Raw genomic sequence first — 16,350 nt, forward strand, 5'->3', positions numbered from 1 at the left:
GTGCTCCGTCCTCCGGTTCAGGCGCGGGCGCGCTGACTGTTCTCGTCATGGGCGGCGCGGGCGTCCCGCACCGCCTGTTCGATCAGCTCCACCTGTGCATGGGTCGGCTTCGCGCCGGCGAGCTGCTGGTAGAACTCCCCCACCACCGCGACCGGGTCCATCGCTTCGGACACCACCGGTGCCGTGGACCGGTCCCGATGGACGGTGGAGACGAACTCGCAGCCCAGCATGTGGGGGAAGGCGCGCCGCAGTTTCTCCTGCATGTGCGGTGGCCGTGTCGTCTCCTGCACCGTCGCGAACACCCAGTCGTCGCCGTGCTCGCCCGCCTGTGCGAGGACCGTGTCGAGGTCCCCGGTGAGCTCGATGAGCCGCCGAGGCACCGGGGTTGGGACCGGGGTGACGTCAACGGCCCCGTCGGCCCCCATGTCCACGATCAGCACGGCCTTGCGGTGGTTCTTCTCCGAAAACGAGAACGGCAGCGGGGAGCCGGAATACCAGGCGGCGGGCCGCTGGTCGGGAATGTGCCCGGCCATGTTCTGGCAGCCGTGCAGGTGCCCGAGGGCCACATAGTCGACCCCGGCGAACACGGACCCGGTCACACTGTCCACCCCGCCGATCGTGAGGTCCCGCTCCGAATCAGAGCCCTCACCGCCGGAGACGAACGTGTGCGCCAGCACCACGGACCGCGCACCGCCGTGCTGCTGAACGGTGCGCCGCACCCGGTCCATCGCCTCCCGCGTCACCGACTCGTGACTGCGCGCGAGGGGCTGCTCCCCCTCAGCAGCGAAAGCGAACCGCACGATATCGGGATCCAGGTACGGCAGGCCGAAGAACAGCACCTCCCCGTGCTCATCGGCGACCGTGACCGGCCGCTCCACCCCGCCCGTCTCGGACAGGATGTGCACACCGCGGCCCATCAGCTTCGCCCCGAACCCGAGCCGCGCCGCCGAATCGTGGTTGCCAGGCGTCAGGATCACCGTGGTGATGTCCGCCAGGCGCGTGAGGGTGTCGTTGAGGAGGTCGACGGAGGCGACCGGTGGGATGGAGCGGTCGTACACGTCACCGGCGATGGCGACGACATCCACCTTCTCGCGCTCCACCAGGTCCACCAGGAAGTCATGGAATGTGCGCTGATGCTCGTGCAGGTCCTCCCCGTGCAGAGTGCGCCCGAGGTGCCAGTCCGAGGTGTGCAGGATCTTCATGGCTCCCACCCTAAAGAGGGGGTGCGACATTTAAAGTCGACCCTCCCGAACTCACCGCCGCGTCCGGCGGTGACGAGAGAGGATCTGCTGTGCACAGGACACGATTGACCCGGCCTTTTTGGTGCGTGCGCGGCTAGAATCGGCGGTTCTGTCGTGTCCTGTGCACGCGCCCCGCCCCGCCGCACCTGCCCCGCACTGGAGGAGTTCTGATGCCTGCTGCTCACCGCTTGATCGCCGCGCGGGTCCTTCTCGTGGCGGTGGTGCTGCTGCTGAACTCCACGTTCTACTGGCCGAAGCTCACGCCGGAGGCGGAGGCGGCAGGGGCGCTGATTCCGCACGCGGACAAGCTGGTGCACACAGGGATCTTCGCGCTGACGGTGTGGACGGTGCTGCATCTGCTGGCGCCGCGGCCGGCGGCGAGGTTCGCCGTGGCCGCGATCGGCGCGCACGCGTTCGTGATCGAAGCGGTGCAGTCGCTGATGCCGCTGCGGTCGTTCGATCTCGCGGACATCGTGGCGGACCTGGTGGGCGTCGCGGCCGGGGCCGCGGTGTGGGCCCTCCTTCGGCGGCGGGGCGCGGCGGGCCGACGGGTACCGGAACGCACCGGGCGCTGACCAGCGACAACGGCGGGCCGACGGGTGCGGACGCGGCAGGAACGCTGACCACCCCGCGGACGCGCCGTGGACGGCGAGAAGCGCCGCGGCCTCCTGAACGGATCAGGGGGACCGCGGCGCTTCGCGCTGCTGGACCGGCCGGGTCAGTTGCGACCGAGAAGGTCTGCCGGCGGCCGAATCAGTCGCGGCTGAAGAAGCGGCGCGACAGGATCACCGCGCCCACACCGACGGCGATGAGCACACCGCCCACGGTGAGGTACGGGGCGATCTCCGCACCGGTGCGGGGCAGCTGGTCCGTGTCGGAGGGCCAGGTGTCGGCCTCGGACTCGGTGGCGCTGACCGTCGGCTTCGGGGTCACGTCGGTCTGGAATCCGTCGGCCACGGGGCGGGCGGACGGCTTCGGTGCGGGTTTAATCGGCTTCGGGGCGAAGGCCTGACCGCCGTCGCCGTCGCCGTCCTCGCCCTGGTCGCCGTCACCGGGAGCGGGGGTCTCCTCGCCCGGCTGGTCGCCGTCGCCGGGCTGCTCGCCCTCACCGGGAGCCTCGCACCCGGAGCCGTCGCCGCCTTCGATCGTCACCGGGTAGGCGACCTCGGTGCCGGTGTCCGGCACCGCCGTCACCAGGGCGTCCACGTTGCCGGAGGCGGAGCACTCCGGGGCGTGCACGGAGACGTCGGCGAACCATTCGCCGGTCTCCTCATCCTGCTGGTAGGGGGCGCGGAACTCCTGCCCGTCGATCGTGATGATCGCTTCGGTGATCTGCGGGGCACCGAGCGACGTGGAGTGCAGGTTGGTGACGCGCACGGTCCACGGATCGTCCTTGCTGCCCGTCGGCACGGCGCCGTCCTCGCCCTTCAGCACCTGGAAGCCGATGCCGCGCTGCGAGAAGTCGGGCGCGATGTCCTTGTGGGCACGCAGGTAGCCGATCCAGGCGTCACGGTCGACCATGCCGGAGTCCGTGTTGTTGGCGCCCTCAGCGAAGACGGTGAAGTTGTCGCCGCCCTCAGCGAGGAAGCTCTGCACCGCCACCGTGTAGGTCGCGTTCTCGTCGATCGGCTTGCCGTCCAGGGTGACCGAGGTGATGCGCTCACCCTTCGGCGCGGACGCATCGAAGGTGTACTCGAGGTTCTTGGAGAGGCCCAGCTGGAGGTAGTCGCGGCTCTCACCCTCCGGCTGCCACTGCTGCTCCAGCATCGTGTACAGCTGCGCGCCCGTGAGCTCCACCGTGTTGACGTTGTTGGCGAACGGAGTGACGTCGTTCGCTTCGCGGAAGGTGACGACCCCGTCGCGCTCCTTCCGAGCGGACTGCGCGAACAGGAGGTCGGCGCGGACCGAGCCGGGCAGCATCACACCGATGTCGGCGGTGGGGCCGGCGGACTCGTCCTGCTGGGTCGCCCACACGAGCGCATCAGCATTCAGGTTGGAGAGCGCCGAGGAGGCGGAGCGGTCGTCGCCCTTCTCCTGCGTCTGGCCGGCCTTCAGGGACCACACACCGTCGCGGTACTCCGCGCGCTCCGCGTTGAACGCGGTGGTGATGTCGCCCTGGATGGAGCCGACGGGCTTCTCACCCTCGACCTTCGCGAACGCCTCAGCGTCCTCGATGATCCGGTTCGCCTTCACGAAGCGGGGGAACTGGGCGCAGTCCTCGCCCTCGGCGGCTCCCTTGGTGGAGATGAGGTGGGCGGAGCCCTTCTTCACGCTGTAGGACCCGTCGGCCTGCTCCGTGAGGGTGACGGCGCCGAGGTTCGCGCCGTAGGAGCCGGTCTGGATGATCGGGCGCATGCCGTCGCCGCCGGGGGTGGGGGCGTCGAACGCGTAGGACTTGTGGGTGTGGGCGGTGAAGATGGCGTCGACCTCGGGCGAGGTCCCGTTCATGATGGCTTCCAGGCTCTTGGTGAGCGGATCCGGCTGCACGCCGTCACCGGCGGCGTCCTTCCCGCCGCCCTCGTGGTAGCTCGCCACGATCATGTCGTACTGCTCGCCGGAGTCCTTCAGCTCCTGAACGGCCGTGTTCACTTCCTCGATCGGGTCGGTGAACTGCACGTTCTTGATGCCGCCCGGGGAGACGAGGGTGGCGGTGGACTGGGTGACGGCGCCGATCACGGCGACCTTCTTGCCGTCCTCCGTGGTGACGATGGTGTAGGCCGGCAGGAGACGCTCGCCGGTGCTCTTGTCACGCACGTTGGCGCCGAGGTGCTCGAAGTCGGCGCGGTCGCTGACGCGGCCGGTGAGGTCGTCGATGCCCTGATCGAACTCGTGGTTGCCGGCGGCGGTGACCGGCAGCTCCAGCGCATTCAGGTAGTCGATGGTGGGGATGTCCTGGGCGATGAAGGAGGTGAACTCCGAGGCGCCGATGTTGTCACCGGCGGAGAGGAGCAGGGAGTCGCCGTCCTTGGCGCGCTCCTTCTCGATGGTGCAGGCCAGGTCCGCGCCGGACTTGGAGAGACGGCCGTGGAAGTCGTTGATGCCGTAGAGGGTGACCTCATCGCCCTCGGCGGCGAGGGCGCCGCTCATCGGGCTGAGGAGCCCGGCGGCGAGGGTGAGCGCCGCGATGGTGCTCAGACGGCGGGATGCTGCGGGACGCGCGTGGTCAGACATGTCGGTGTCCTTGGAGGGGTGCGTGCACGGGGCGAAAGGGGGATATGAGGGGAAGACTCGCATCCATCCAACACCCGTCAAGCACCCCCTGTCTCCCTTTCCTGAGAATCCACTGGATCTGGTCATATGGCGGACACCCGCTGTTCACACTGGGTGTGACGCAGTCGCAGCCGAGTCCGCCACTGGGCCCGCCGGGTGAGTTGGTGAGGACCTAGGGCCCTACTACTATCGAGAGGAGAGCCGACGGGGCCCGCCCCACCCGGGCGATGCCCACGCATGTGCAGCCGGGCGAGACACTCCCCTGCCGCCGCGGCGCCGACACTTCGCTGCGAAGGAGAACCATGGACCGCGCCAAGAGAAGCTTCCGCCGACGCACCAAACCCGCAACCAACGGCCGCAACTGGCCCCATGTCGTGATCGTCGGCGGTGGATTCGCCGGCGCGAACGCCGTCCTCGGGCTGCGCAAGGCGCGGGTGCGCGTCACCCTCATCGACCAGAACGTCTACAAGACCTTCCAGCCGCTCCTCTACCAGGTCGCCACCGCCGGTCTGAACCCGGGCGACGTCACCATGTTCCTGCGCGGCCTCCAGCTGAAGGTGCCGAACATGCGGTTCCGCCAGGGCCGTGTCCGCGCGGTCGACACCGAGCAGCAGACCGTCACCCTCCACGACCGCCAGAAGATCTCCTACGACTACCTGGTCCTCGCCAACGGCGCCACCGTCAACTTCTTCAACACCCCCGGTGCTGAGGAGTTCGCGATGCCGATGTACACCCGCAGCCAGGCCATCGACATCCGCGACCGCATCTTCGCCGAACTGGAGCGCGCCTCCCAGCTGTCGGAGACCGGCACGAACGACAAGCTGCACATCTCCGTGGTGGGCGGCGGCGCCACCGGTGTGGAGATCGCCGGTGCGCTCGCGGACTTCCGCCAGCAGGAGCTGGATGTGCTCTACCCGGAGATGGACCCGGGCACGCTGCAGATCACGCTGATCCAGCGCGGCAAGGCCCTGATCAAGGACTTCAACGAGAACCTGCAGGAGTACGCGGCCGATGAGCTGCTCAAGCGCAAGGTGGAGCTGCTGCTGGGCCGCGGCGTGAAGTCGGTCGGCTACGACTCGCTGACGCTGCAGGACGACACCGTCATCGAATCGGACATCACGATCTGGGCCGTCGGTGTGGGCGCCGATGACGAGATCAACCGGTGGGGCGTGCCCCGCCGCGACAACGGCCGCATCGAGGTGGACGACACCCTGCGGGTGAAGGGCTTCCGGAACATCTTCGCGATCGGTGACGTGGCTGCGCAGGATGAGGCCCTGCCGATGCTGGCGCAGCCGGCGATGCAGTCCGGCAAGCATGTGGCCTCGCTGATCAGCGCGGAGGTCGATGGGAAGCCGGCCGATGCGCCGTTCGCGTACCGGGATCTGGGCACGATGGCGACGATCGGTCGTCATGCCGCGATCACGCAGCTGCCGTTCGAGAAGGCGCCGGACCTGACGGGCTCCATCGGCTGGTGGGCGTGGATGGGTGTGCACGTGATGAACCTGCTGGGCGCCCGCAACCGCCGCGCCGTCTCCACGAACCTGATCTCGCTGTACGCGGGGATGGGCACCACGTTCAGTCAGCCGAACCCGGTGATCGGCGAGGTCGATTCGAACCGGGCGCGCAAGGAGTTCGCGAAGCACTCCTCGAAGCGCCGCTTCGGCTTCAGCGCCGGCAAGCCGTTCTCGTACCGGGAGGGCTCCCGCCGTGAACGCGGTGAGCTCACCGCTGACCACCCGTCGCACCGGGCGAACCCGGAGGACGGCCGCGGCCTCGCCTGAGGTCCGTCTCGATCTGATCGGAGAGCTCGCGGATCCGCTGCGCATCGTCGCGGCGGGTCCGCGCTTCTCTGTGCCCGTACAGTGCCGGCATGACGAGCTCGGCGAGCTCGCCGAGGGCGGCCGACGGGTTCTCGGAATCCTCCCGGTTCCGCAGGTCTGACGCGAGGCGCTGCAGCGCCCGGTCCGGGTCCGCGGCGCTGTCCCAGACGGCGCCGTGCTGTGCCGCGAAACGGCGGGCTTCGGCGAGGGCGAGCACCGCAGCGACCTCGTCGGGGGTGTCTGAGGCGAGGGCTCGGTCCCAGGCGCGGTTGCGCTCACGCTGTGCACGGACCCGTCGGCGGCGGCGCCCCCAGAGGACTGCGGCGAGAGCGGTGGCGGCAGCGGCGATGGCCACGGCGGTCATGAGCAGGGCTCGGTCGGCACCCGTCGGCTCGCCCCGGCGGCCCTCCCCCGTGCCCGCGGTCGCGCCGGTGGTGGCGCTGGTGGGCGTGGTGGCAGCGTCGGTCGTGGTGGGCTCGGCCGACGGCGGCGTCGACGCGCTGGTGCTGGGGGCCGGTGTGGGGGTGGCCGCGCCCTGGCCGGCCTCGGGTTCGGTGCTGAGGCTCTCGAGGGGTTCGATGCCGACGCCGCCGGCGGGTGGGGTGGGTTCGAAGCGGACCCAGCCGTAGTCCTCGCCGAACCACACTTCGGGCCAGGCGTGAGCATTGCGGTTGGTGACCTCCCAGTGGTCGCCCCTCTTCGTGCCGCCGGTGTAGCCGACGACGACGCGGGTGGGGTGCCCCTCGGCGTTCATCATCAGCGCGAAGGCGGCGGCGAACTGTTCGCAGTAGCCGGTGCGGTCCTCGAGGAAGCTGGTGAGGGGGTCAGCACCGGGCGGGGTGACGGTGTCCAGGGAGTAGGTGTAGCCGGTGTGGAAGTGCTGCTCGAACGCCCGCGCGGTCTCGAACGGGGTGGTGGCGCCGGATTCGGCGCGGACCTTCTCCGCGAGCGCAGTGACCTGCGGGTTGGGGGCGATCTGGACCGCGACGGGTGGGGCGACGCGGTGGATGTCGTCGTCGGTGACGGCGGCGAGGTCCTCGGCGGTGGGCTGCCCGGCGACCGTCGTGACGCGGTAGGTGAGGTCGGTGAGGTCGCTGGTGGCGCCGTCGGAGGCGGTGGCTTCGTCGACATCACGGGGCAGGACGGCGTCGACCCCGGCCTGCGGGTCGAGGCGGACGGGCCGCAGAGGGGTGGGGACGCGGTCGCTGCGCAGCTGGTGGAGAGTCACGGTGTAGGTGGCGAGACCGTCGCGTGGGGTGTCGGACCGGTCGGGGTAGATGAGCTGCGGGTCGCGGACGGGGATGTCGTCCGGGGAGGTGAACTCTTCTCCGTCCCAGCGGGTGAGGGTGTGGACCCGCAGGTAGTCGCCGTCCGAAGCCGGCCCGGACACGGTGTAGGTGAGGACGGTGTGCTCCTTCTGGTCGGTGAGGGAGCGGCGCACGGAGATGGAATCGGTGGCGGCGAGGCCGGGCAGGCCGGGTCCGCCGGAGGCGCGGGCGAGCCGCTCCAGGCTGAGGGGGTGGCTGGGGCGGATGCCGAGGCTGCCGCGGTCGGCGGCGAGCGGTGCGGCGGCCAGCGCGAGCGCGATCACGAGGGCGGCGACGACGGCGGGCACCGCGCGGGCGGCGGCGCTGGTGGGGCGGGGGCCGACGGGTGCCGGGCCGGCAACGGCCCCGCCGTCAGGCGCTGCGCCGACGGGTGCTGCGCCGATGGGTGCCGGGCGGGTGAGCGGGTCGGCGGCGAGGATGACGAGGGCGCCGGCGGCGGGGGCGATGAGCAGGCTGAACGGCGGGTCCGGGATGTGCAGAGCGGGCACGAGCCCGAGGGTCAGCGGGACGATGGAGGCGCCGAGGGCGCGGCGCATGTCCATCAGCACGATCTCGGCGATGAGCGTCACGAGCCCGACCACGAGGATGGCGAGCGCCACCAGGTGCGGGGACAGTGCCACCGGCGGCACCTCGGCGGACAGCTGCTGCCCTGCCGTCCGGAACACGCCGATGATCGCCTCCTTCCACGCGCCGGGATCGACGAGGCCGGAGGGGCCGATGCCGGCGCGGTGCATCCAGGTGCCGACGGCGATCAGAAGCAGAAGGATCTGCGCCGGCGGGGTGAAGCGGCGCAGGCGCGGCACGGCGCGGCCCACCACACCGACAGCGATGAGGCCGGCGGCGACCGTGCCGATCAGCGGCATCGGGTGCTGGAACAGCTGAGCCAGCGGCAGGACGGCGAGCATCAGCGTGAGCCACAGCAGGGCGGCCCGCACGGACTCGCGGACCAGGGCGCGGGCGGTGGTGGTGCGGCCGGCCCGGCGCGGCGCTGTGGGGCGGGCGGCGGGACGGCGACGCGCGGGAATGCTCATGCGCCGACCTCGCGGACAGCGGTCGTGGTGACGACCGTCGACGCGGCGGCGGAAGCGGCGGCAGAGGCAGGGGCGGCCGCGTGCGCGGCGATCGAGCCTGCGGCGGGGCCGACGGAGACCCCCGGCGACGGGTGCGGAGCCAGCAGCGTTCGCGCAGCATCGGCGATGCGCGCGGTCTGGTGGGCGGCGTCGGCGCCGTCGGTGGGCAGGATGACGAGAGTGCGGATCTTCCTGGAGGCGGTGCTGCGGGTGATCGCGTCGGCGCGGGCTGCGCCGGTCTCCGCGTCGGGCGCGGCGGTGATGACGATCAGCAGCGCTTCCCGGTCAGCGGTCACGGGCGGGATCGCTGCTGCAGGCGCGCCGGTGATCGGTGCACTGCTCTCCCCCGGCATCTCGATGATGCGCGCGTGTGCGCCGTCGGTGCGCAGGGCCCGCTCGAGGGACGCGGCGGCGTCCATCACCTGCTCCGACTGCTCGGCCCGCTCCGCCTGCTCGGTCTGCTCGCCTTCGGTGGCGGGGCCCGGCGTGGAGTCGACGGCGGGACCGGCGGTGTCGGCGAGGATCACCACGCGGGCGGATTCGGGCTGTTCCTCTTCTCGGCTCATCAGCGTCCCGGCGCGGGCAGTGGCCTTCCAGTGGATGCGGCGGATGTCGTCCCCCGGCTCCGACGGCCGCGGCAGCGGCGACGCATCACCGCGGCCGGTGCGGACCGAGGCGGTGGAGTCCCCGTCGGCCCCGGTGCCGGAGGTGAGTCGGCCGAGGGCCAGGAGGCGCGGCGTCACGGTGATGGCGGCGCCGTCGTCCACGGTGCGGCGGGCGCGGGTGAGGCCGAGCGGGTCCACAGCCTGCAGCACGATCACGGGCAGCTCGTGGTGGCCGCGGCGATGGAACCGCTGGACAGTGCTGATGCCGGCGGTGGTGGCGGTGCCGACGAGGCCGGTGAGCCAGCGGGGACGCACCGCGGCGTCGATGGTGACGGCCTCGCCGCGCTGGATCGGCAGCGGTGTGCGGACCGTGCGGGTGGCGTTGGCGACGCGCACCACGACCTGGGTGAGGACGGCGCAGGCGACGAACGCCGCGAGCATGACAGCGGCGAAGGTCCAGGCGGTGGAGACTGCGGTGATGATGCCGCCGATCCAGAGCGCGGCGGCGATGATGAGCCAGCCGGCGCCGCGCTTCGTCAGCATTCCGGCGCCGACGCCCCACGGCCCGCAGCGGCGGCCCGTTCGACCGGGGCGCCGACGGATGCAGAACCCGCATGGGTGCCGGCGACGGGGACGGTACCGGTGATGTCGGCGAGGATGTCGGCGGCGCGGGCATGGTCCACGGTGCCCGACGGCGCCAGGTGCAGCCGGTGCGCCCACACCTCGGTGAGGTTCGCCCGGACGTCCTGCGGCGTGACGTAGGTGCGGCCATCGCAGGCGGCGGTGGCCTTCGCGGCGCGCACCAGGTGGACGGCAGCGCGCGGGGAGGCTCCCATGATGATCTCGCTGTGGCGGCGGGTGGCGTCCGCGAGCGCGACCACGTACCCGAGGAGCGCCTCGGAGGTGTGGACACGGCACACCAGGGCGAGCGCACGAGCGATGTCGGCGGTGGTGGCGATGGGCCGGACGCGCTGCAGGGGGCTGTCGGCGCGGGGGCCGCTGGTGGTCTGGGTGCGCAGCATGCGCAGTTCGCTGCCCGGGTCGGGGTAGCCGAGGGACAGGCGCATGAGGAAGCGGTCGCGCTGGGCTTCGGGGAGGTCGAACGTGCCGGCCATCTCCACGGGGTTGGCGGTGGCCATCACCATGAACGGGTCGTCGAGGCGGTGGGTGGTGCCGTCCACGGTGACGGCGTGCTCCTCCATCGCTTCGAGGAGCGCGGACTGGGTCTTGGCGGAGGCGCGGTTGATCTCGTCGGCCAGGAGGATGTGGGTGAACACGGCGCCGGGGCGGAACTCGAAGTCGCGGGTGGCCTGGTTGAAGATGCTGGCGCCGGTGATGTCCCCGGGCAGGAGGTCGGGGGTGAACTGAAGGCGCTGGGCGGTGGCGTCGAGCGCGGTGGCGAGCGCCCGGGCGAGCATGGTCTTGCCGACTCCGGGGACGTCTTCGATGAGCACGTGTCCGGCGGCCAGCAGACAGTGGATGATGGAGCGGACGGCGGCGTGCTTGCCTTCGATGACCTTCTCCACCTCGCCTGTGAGGTCGGTGGTGAGGGTGTGCACCCAGGCGGCGTCCGCCTCGCTCAGCGGGGCGTGATCGGCAGTGTCCACGGCGGCTCCTTCACTGGGTGCGGTGCCGCTGAGTCTACCCGCGCGTTGCGACGGGTGAGCCGTGAATCGGTGAGCCCGGCGCCCAGCTATTTCCGTACAATTCGGCGGTCCGGGTCACCGAAGAGCCCACGGGCGAGGACCGCCGCAAGAACGAAGCTCTGGATCGAGTTTGCGGACACGAATACGGCAGCCACCGTGTGATGGACATCGAGGAAGCCGCGCCCTAGGAGCGCCACGAACGCCACAACGCTCACCAGCGACAGCCCAATGGTCCCGAGAACGAACCAGAAAAGGATCTTGCGCTGGGTATTGGCAATGCGCTCACGCATCGCCAGCTCCGCTGTCAGGTCGACACCGCTGGTCATAGGATCGACGGGAGCCTGCTCAAGTACATCGACCTTTTCGGCGAAATGTCCGTGCGTGTCTTCGCCTTTGCTCATATCCCCCTCCGCGTCCTTCAGTCCGCCAAACTCACCGATGTCGGGACAATTCCTGTCTTCGCCAAACTCTCGAGTCGCTTGGCGACGGCAGCCCTGGAGACTCCGAACGTTTCGGCCATGTGTTGGTTTGACAAACCACGGGCAGACATGGACAGGATTTCGCTCTGCGGCATGAGAAGAGCACCCGCGAACTCATCGGCGAAGAACTCATGCAGGTCATACTTCTGCCCGCGCGCCTCTGTGAAGGAGTAGTCACGGTCATGCGCCACCCGGTCACGCTCGACGATGTGGCCGATTTCGTGGGCCCAGGTGAAGCGTCTCCGAGGCGCGGACTCATCGCTGTTGAGCGCGATGATGGGCTGCTTGTCGCGTTCCTTCGAGACGAGTCCAGACAAGCCCGCGCCCATCGACGTCTCGTACTTGGAGGCGCTGACGGCGAGGGTCATTACGTCAAGGCTCACTGGAAGGTTGCCGTCCCAGTGATCGTCGAGAAGTCGCTGTGCTTCTCGGCGAGCCGACTCATAAACGAGCATCTCTTCCCCCTTGACCTATGGCTCAGTGCCTGTCCACTGTCGCCAGACTACCCACCCCCACGCAGTAGAACAAGCGTTCCAGTTCAGAATGTGGGTAAGTGATGGCGTGAGGCAGGGTGAGCCCGTCGAGCCCCTCAGCCCTGCAGGTACTGGGCGAGCGCCGCCCACTGGTCCCGGGGCTCGAAGCCGCTCGCTTCGAGCCGGCTGAGGTCGAACACGGAGTTCAGGGGGCGCGGCGCCGCGCCCGGTTTCGAGGCGAAGTACTCGGTCGTGCTCGTCCCGGACACCCGGGCGGGATCGTGGCCGGTCAGCTCGAACACGCGGCGCGCCACCTCGCACCAGGTGGCGCTCTTCCCGCCGCAGGACACGTTGTACGTCCCGTACTCGGCGCCGGTTTCCAGCAGGTGGTCGATGGCGCGGACGATCTCCGTGGTGAACGTGAGGCGGCCGTTCTGGTCATCCACCACCGACGGATCCACGCCCTTCTCAGCGAGGGACGCCATGGTGCGCACGAAGTTCGCGCCGTCGCCCACCACCCACGAGGTGCGCAGCAGGTAGTGGCGCTCGGTCGCGCTGACGGCGGCGTCACCAGCGGCCTTCGACTGCCCGTACACCCCCAGGGGGCCGACGGGGTCGTCCTCACTGATGAGCTCGGCGGAGCCGTCGAACACGTAGTCGGTGGAGACGTGCACGAGCACTCCCCCGGCGCGGTCCACTGCGGCGGCGAGCTCCGCGACCCCGCGGGCGTTGACGGCCCACGCGGCTGCCCGGCCGTCCGGGGTCTCGGCGGTGTCCACCGCGGTGTAGGCGGCGGCGTTGACCACCACGGAGAAGGGGGTGAAGTCGAAGGCGCGGATCGCGTCGACGTCGGCGAGGTCGAGCTCGTCGCGGGTGACGAAGCGGACGTCACGGCGGGCCCCGTCCGCCCCCTCGGCGGCCCGGCGACCACCGGCCCATGTCTCGCGCAGTGCCCGGCCGAGCTGGCCGTTCGCGCCGATGACGAGCACGGACCCGTCGGCCCCTCCCCCATCGGGCCCACCGCCCTGCCCGCCGACGGGTGCGCCGGGGGCAGCCGGGGCGTCGGGGCCGCTGGGCCGCATGGGGGTGACGTCGCCGAGCATCGGGTGGGCGCGGTCCTTCTCGGACAGCTCCGCGTCCTTCAGCGGAATCGGCCAGTCGATCGCGGCGGTCTCGTCAGCGAGGTTGAGGAAGGTGTACTCCGTCTGCGCCTGTTCGGACCAGTGGTCGTTGACGAGGTAGGTGTAGGCGGCGGGCGCTTCGAGGGTCTGAAAGGAGTTGCCGACCCCGGCGGGCACGAACACCGCCACATTGGGGGTGATCTCCTGGGTGTGGACGGCACCGAAGCTGTCGCCCTCTCGCAGGTCCACCCAGGCGCCGAACACGCGGCCGGTCGCCACCGAGATGAACTTGTCCCACGGTTCGGCGTGGATGCCGCGGGTGACGCCCACCTCCTGGTTGAAGGAGATGTTGTTCTGCACCGGCCCGAAGTCGGGCAGGCCGAGCGCGGTCATCTTCTCGCGCTGCCAGTTCTCCTTGAACCAGCCGCGGGCGTCGCCGTGGACGGGCAGGTCGAGCACGAGCAGGCCGGGGATGGGGGTGGTGTGCACGCTCAGCGGTTTCGCCACGGCGTCTCCTTCTCGTCGATTGCGGGCTGAGGACCGGGGGTCACTGACCGGTGCGGGCGTACTTCGCTTCGGTGGCGGCCTTCGCGCCGCGCCACCACGCCTCGTTCTCGCGGTACCAGGTGATCGTGTCCTTCAGGCCCTGTTCGAAGTCCTCGAACTGGGGCGTCCAGCCGAGCTCATCGCGCAGGCGGGTGGCGTCGATGGCGTAGCGGAGGTTGTGGCCGGCGCGGTCGGGGACGTGGTCGAAGTCGTCCTCCGCTCGGCCCATGAGGCGCAGGATCATGCGGATGACCTCGAGGTTGTTCTTCTCGCCGTCGGCGCCGATCAGGTAGGTTTCGCCGATCTCGCCCTTGTCGAGGATGGTGAGGACGGCGCTGGAGTGGTCATCGGCGTGGATCCAGTCGCGCACGTTGAGGCCGGCGCCGTAGAGACGGGGGCGGATCCCGTCGATCAGGTTGGTGATCTGGCGGGGGATGAACTTCTCGATGTGCTGGCGGGGCCCGTAGTTGTTAGAGCAGTTGGAGATGGTGGCGCGCACCCCGAAGGACCGCACCCACGCGCGCACCAGCAGGTCCGAGCCGGCCTTCGTGGCGGAGTACGGGCTGGACGGGTTGTACGGGGTAGTCGGGGTGAACTTCTCCGGGTCGTCGAGCTCGAGGTCGCCGTACACCTCGTCGGTGGAGATGTGGTGGAAGCGCAGGTCGTGCTGCCGCGCGGCTTCCAGCAGGGTGTACGTGCCGGTGATATTGGTGTGCAGGAACGGGGAGGGGTCCTGCAGGGAGTTGTCGTTGTGGGACTCGGCGGCGTAGTGGACGATCGCATCGTCCTCGCCGGTGAGGCGGGCGGCGAGGCGGCCGACGGTGTCCGCATCGGCGATGTCCCCCTCCACGAACTCGACCCGGCCCTCCGGCAGCCCGGTGAGGTTGTCGCGGCTGCCGGCGTAGGTCAGCTTGTCCAGCACGATGACGCGGTCATCGGTGTTCTCGGCGACGTAGTGGACGAAGTTGGAGCCGATGAATCCGGCGCCGCCGGTGACGAGGAGAGTGCGAGGAGCCATGCCGCTATCGTGCCATGCCGACCATATGGTCAGCTGAAGCGTTCGCGCTCCAGCACATCCAGAAGGTAACGGCCGTACCCGGACTTCACGAGGGGTTCGGCGCGCTCGCGCAGACCGTCGTCGTCGATGTAGCCCATGCGCCAGGCGACCTCTTCGGGGGCGCCGATGGAGAGGCCCTGGCGCTTCTGCACGGTGCGGATGAACTCGCCGGCGGCGGCGAGGTCGTCGAACGTTCCGGTGTCGAGCCAGGCGGTGCCGCGGGTGAGGACCTCCACGTGCAGGGCGTCGTCCTCGAGGTAGAGGCGGTTGAGGTCGGTGATCTCCAGTTCCCCGCGGGCCGACGGCTTCAGGCTCTTGGCGCGGTCCACCACGGTGGAGTCGTAGAAGTACAAGCCCGGCACCGCCAGGTTCGACTTCGGCTGGCGCGGCTTCTCCTCCAGGGACACTGCCTTGCCGTCGGAGTTCATTTCGACCACGCCGTACGCGGTGGGGTCACTCACCCAGTAGCCGAACACGGCGGCGCCGTCCACGTCCGAGTAGCGGCGCAGCTGGGTGCCCATGCCCTGGCCGTAGAACAGGTTGTCGCCGAGGATCAGCGCCGCACCTTCACCCTGCAGGAAGTCCTCGCCGAGGATGAAGGCCTGGGCGAGCCCGTCGGGTGAGGGCTGGGTGACATACTGCAGCGTGATGCCGAAGCGGGACCCGTCGCCGAGGAGGCGCTGGAACGCGGCCTGGTCCTCGGGGGTGGTGATGATGAGGATGTCGCTGATGCCCGCGAGCATGAGGGTGGTCAGCGGGTAGTAGATCATCGGTTTGTCGTACACCGGCATGAGCTGCTTGGAGACGCCGATGGTGAGCGGGTGAAGGCGTGAGCCGGTGCCCCCGGCCAGGATGATTCCGCGCATGCGACCAGCCTACCGCGTGGCAGGTGAAATCGTGCGGATTCCTCATCTGAGCCTGCTCTTCCAGGGCGGCACGCGCTCACGCGACAGCGGAATAACCGCAGCACATCGGGCGCCGGAGCTTCAGGCTCAGCGCAGGCGAGCCTGCCCCTGATTCACCGTTGTCGGCAGCGTCCCTGGCCGAACTCGAATGGGTCAGTCCTGCTCACGCAGGCGAGGCATCAGCATGCGCAGGCATTGGCCGAGGTCATCGTCATAGAGCTGGTCGCCGGTGAGGCGCTCGCGCAGGAACGCTCCCATCCAGTTCACCACGAGCATGCGGGCGGCGAAGTCCGGTGTGACGCCGTCGGCGAGGTCGCCGCGGGACTGCACGTATCGGAAGTAGTCGGCGACGATCGACTCCACCTGGGCGCGCAGCTCCAGCAGGGGCTCACGGCCCGGGTGCTCTTCGTCCACGATCTCCGCCATGAGGACGGAGACGAGGGTGGCTTCGACCGTCACGGAGGACTGCCACGCCTTGATCTCCTCGAAGGAGTTGCAGTTGCAGAAGTCCTTCACAACCTGCAGGTACCCCTGGCCGGCGCGGTCGATGACCGCCAGCAGCAGGGACTCCTTGTGCGGGAAGTGGTGCAGCATGCCCGGGTGGGAGATGCCCACGCGCTCGGAGATGTCCCGCAGTGACGTGCCGCGGTATCCGTAGACCGCGAACAGGGCGGTGGCTTCGGTCAGGATCAGTTCACGGGTCTGTTCGCCGCGGGCCTTGGTCAGGTTGACGCGCGGACGCGCCTGTTCGCGGCGGCGGGTGCGCATCGGCGCCCGGGTGGTGCTCGGCGTGGACATGGGATACCTCCAGTGGGTGGTGGGAGAGGTGAATCCGCTGTGCCCAGTCAG

At 69.9% G+C, this 16,350-nt stretch carries 13 protein-coding genes; 2 read left to right on the plus strand and 11 right to left on the minus strand.

The genetic code is table 11. The features are described from left to right. Positions 1-17 precede the first annotated feature (17 nt). A complete protein-coding gene (locus R3I40_RS08885) occupies positions 18-1,202 on the minus strand; it encodes an exonuclease SbcCD subunit D (RefSeq protein ID WP_285262196.1) in 1,185 nt (394 codons plus the stop codon). Between the two features lie 209 nt (positions 1,203-1,411). On the opposite strand from R3I40_RS08885, the gene R3I40_RS08890 reads away from it, so the two are divergent. Next, positions 1,412-1,816 (plus strand): VanZ family protein, encoded by a 405-nt coding sequence (locus tag R3I40_RS08890; protein WP_259923331.1) that lies wholly within the window; start codon positions 1,412-1,414, stop codon positions 1,814-1,816. A gap of 178 nt (positions 1,817-1,994) precedes the next feature. On the opposite strand, the gene R3I40_RS08895 is transcribed toward R3I40_RS08890, so the two are convergent. Next, positions 1,995-4,412: a 5'-nucleotidase C-terminal domain-containing protein gene (locus R3I40_RS08895; protein ID WP_285262195.1), complete on the minus strand. Its 2,418-nt coding sequence runs from the start codon at positions 4,410-4,412 to the stop codon at positions 1,995-1,997. 341 nt (positions 4,413-4,753) lie between these two features. Between R3I40_RS08895 and R3I40_RS08900 the strand changes: the two genes are divergently transcribed. Beyond that, the gene (locus tag R3I40_RS08900; protein ID WP_285262194.1) at positions 4,754-6,232 is read left to right on the plus strand and encodes an NAD(P)/FAD-dependent oxidoreductase; all 1,479 of its coding nucleotides are present in this window, start codon (positions 4,754-4,756) and stop codon (positions 6,230-6,232) included. Here R3I40_RS08900 and R3I40_RS08905 read toward each other — a convergent pair. The 9 genes from R3I40_RS08905 to R3I40_RS08945 all read right to left on the minus strand — a co-directional run bounded on the left by R3I40_RS08905 (position 6,174) and on the right by R3I40_RS08945 (position 16,299). Then, the gene (locus R3I40_RS08905) at positions 6,174-8,630 is read right to left on the minus strand and encodes a transglutaminase TgpA family protein (protein WP_317699950.1); all 2,457 of its coding nucleotides are present in this window, start codon (positions 8,628-8,630) and stop codon (positions 6,174-6,176) included. The two genes, R3I40_RS08900 and R3I40_RS08905, sit on opposite strands and share 59 nt — an antisense overlap. Further along, positions 8,627-9,817, minus strand: coding sequence for a DUF58 domain-containing protein (locus R3I40_RS08910; protein WP_275436499.1), 1,191 nt, complete (start codon positions 9,815-9,817; stop codon positions 8,627-8,629). The genes R3I40_RS08905 and R3I40_RS08910 overlap by 4 nt, the downstream gene beginning before the upstream one ends. Beyond that, on the minus strand, positions 9,811-10,881 hold the full coding sequence (locus R3I40_RS08915; RefSeq protein WP_285262481.1) for an AAA family ATPase: 1,071 nt from the start codon (positions 10,879-10,881) through the stop codon (positions 9,811-9,813). Before R3I40_RS08915 ends, R3I40_RS08910 begins: the two co-directional genes overlap by 7 nt. Positions 10,882-10,967: 86 nt before the next feature. Continuing rightward, complete coding sequence (locus R3I40_RS08920; RefSeq protein ID WP_183376403.1) at positions 10,968-11,321, minus strand: hypothetical protein; 354 nt, start codon at positions 11,319-11,321, stop codon at positions 10,968-10,970. 17 nt (positions 11,322-11,338) lie between these two features. Further along, positions 11,339-11,767 carry an ImmA/IrrE family metallo-endopeptidase gene (locus R3I40_RS08925; RefSeq protein ID WP_317699951.1) on the minus strand — a complete coding sequence of 143 codons (429 nt, stop codon included), beginning with the start codon at positions 11,765-11,767 and terminating at the stop codon, positions 11,339-11,341. Between the two features lie 221 nt (positions 11,768-11,988). Then, positions 11,989-13,500 (minus strand): sugar nucleotide-binding protein, encoded by a 1,512-nt coding sequence (locus R3I40_RS08930; protein WP_285262482.1) that lies wholly within the window; start codon positions 13,498-13,500, stop codon positions 11,989-11,991. A 40-nt stretch (positions 13,501-13,540) separates the two neighbouring features. Further along, a complete protein-coding gene (gene rfbB, locus R3I40_RS08935) occupies positions 13,541-14,557 on the minus strand; it encodes a dTDP-glucose 4,6-dehydratase (RefSeq protein WP_317699952.1) in 1,017 nt (338 codons plus the stop codon). Positions 14,558-14,586: 29 nt separating this feature from the next. Beyond that, positions 14,587-15,462 (minus strand): glucose-1-phosphate thymidylyltransferase RfbA, encoded by an 876-nt coding sequence (rfbA, locus tag R3I40_RS08940; protein WP_285262483.1) that lies wholly within the window; start codon positions 15,460-15,462, stop codon positions 14,587-14,589. A 192-nt stretch (positions 15,463-15,654) separates the two neighbouring features. Continuing rightward, positions 15,655-16,299, minus strand: a complete 645-nt coding sequence (locus R3I40_RS08945; protein ID WP_285262484.1) for a TetR/AcrR family transcriptional regulator — start codon at positions 16,297-16,299, stop codon at positions 15,655-15,657. Positions 16,300-16,350: the final 51 nt, after the last annotated feature.

Source organism: Helcobacillus massiliensis, from assembly GCF_033106145.1.
GTDB classification, from domain to species: Bacteria; Actinomycetota; Actinomycetes; order Actinomycetales; family Dermabacteraceae; genus Helcobacillus; species Helcobacillus massiliensis.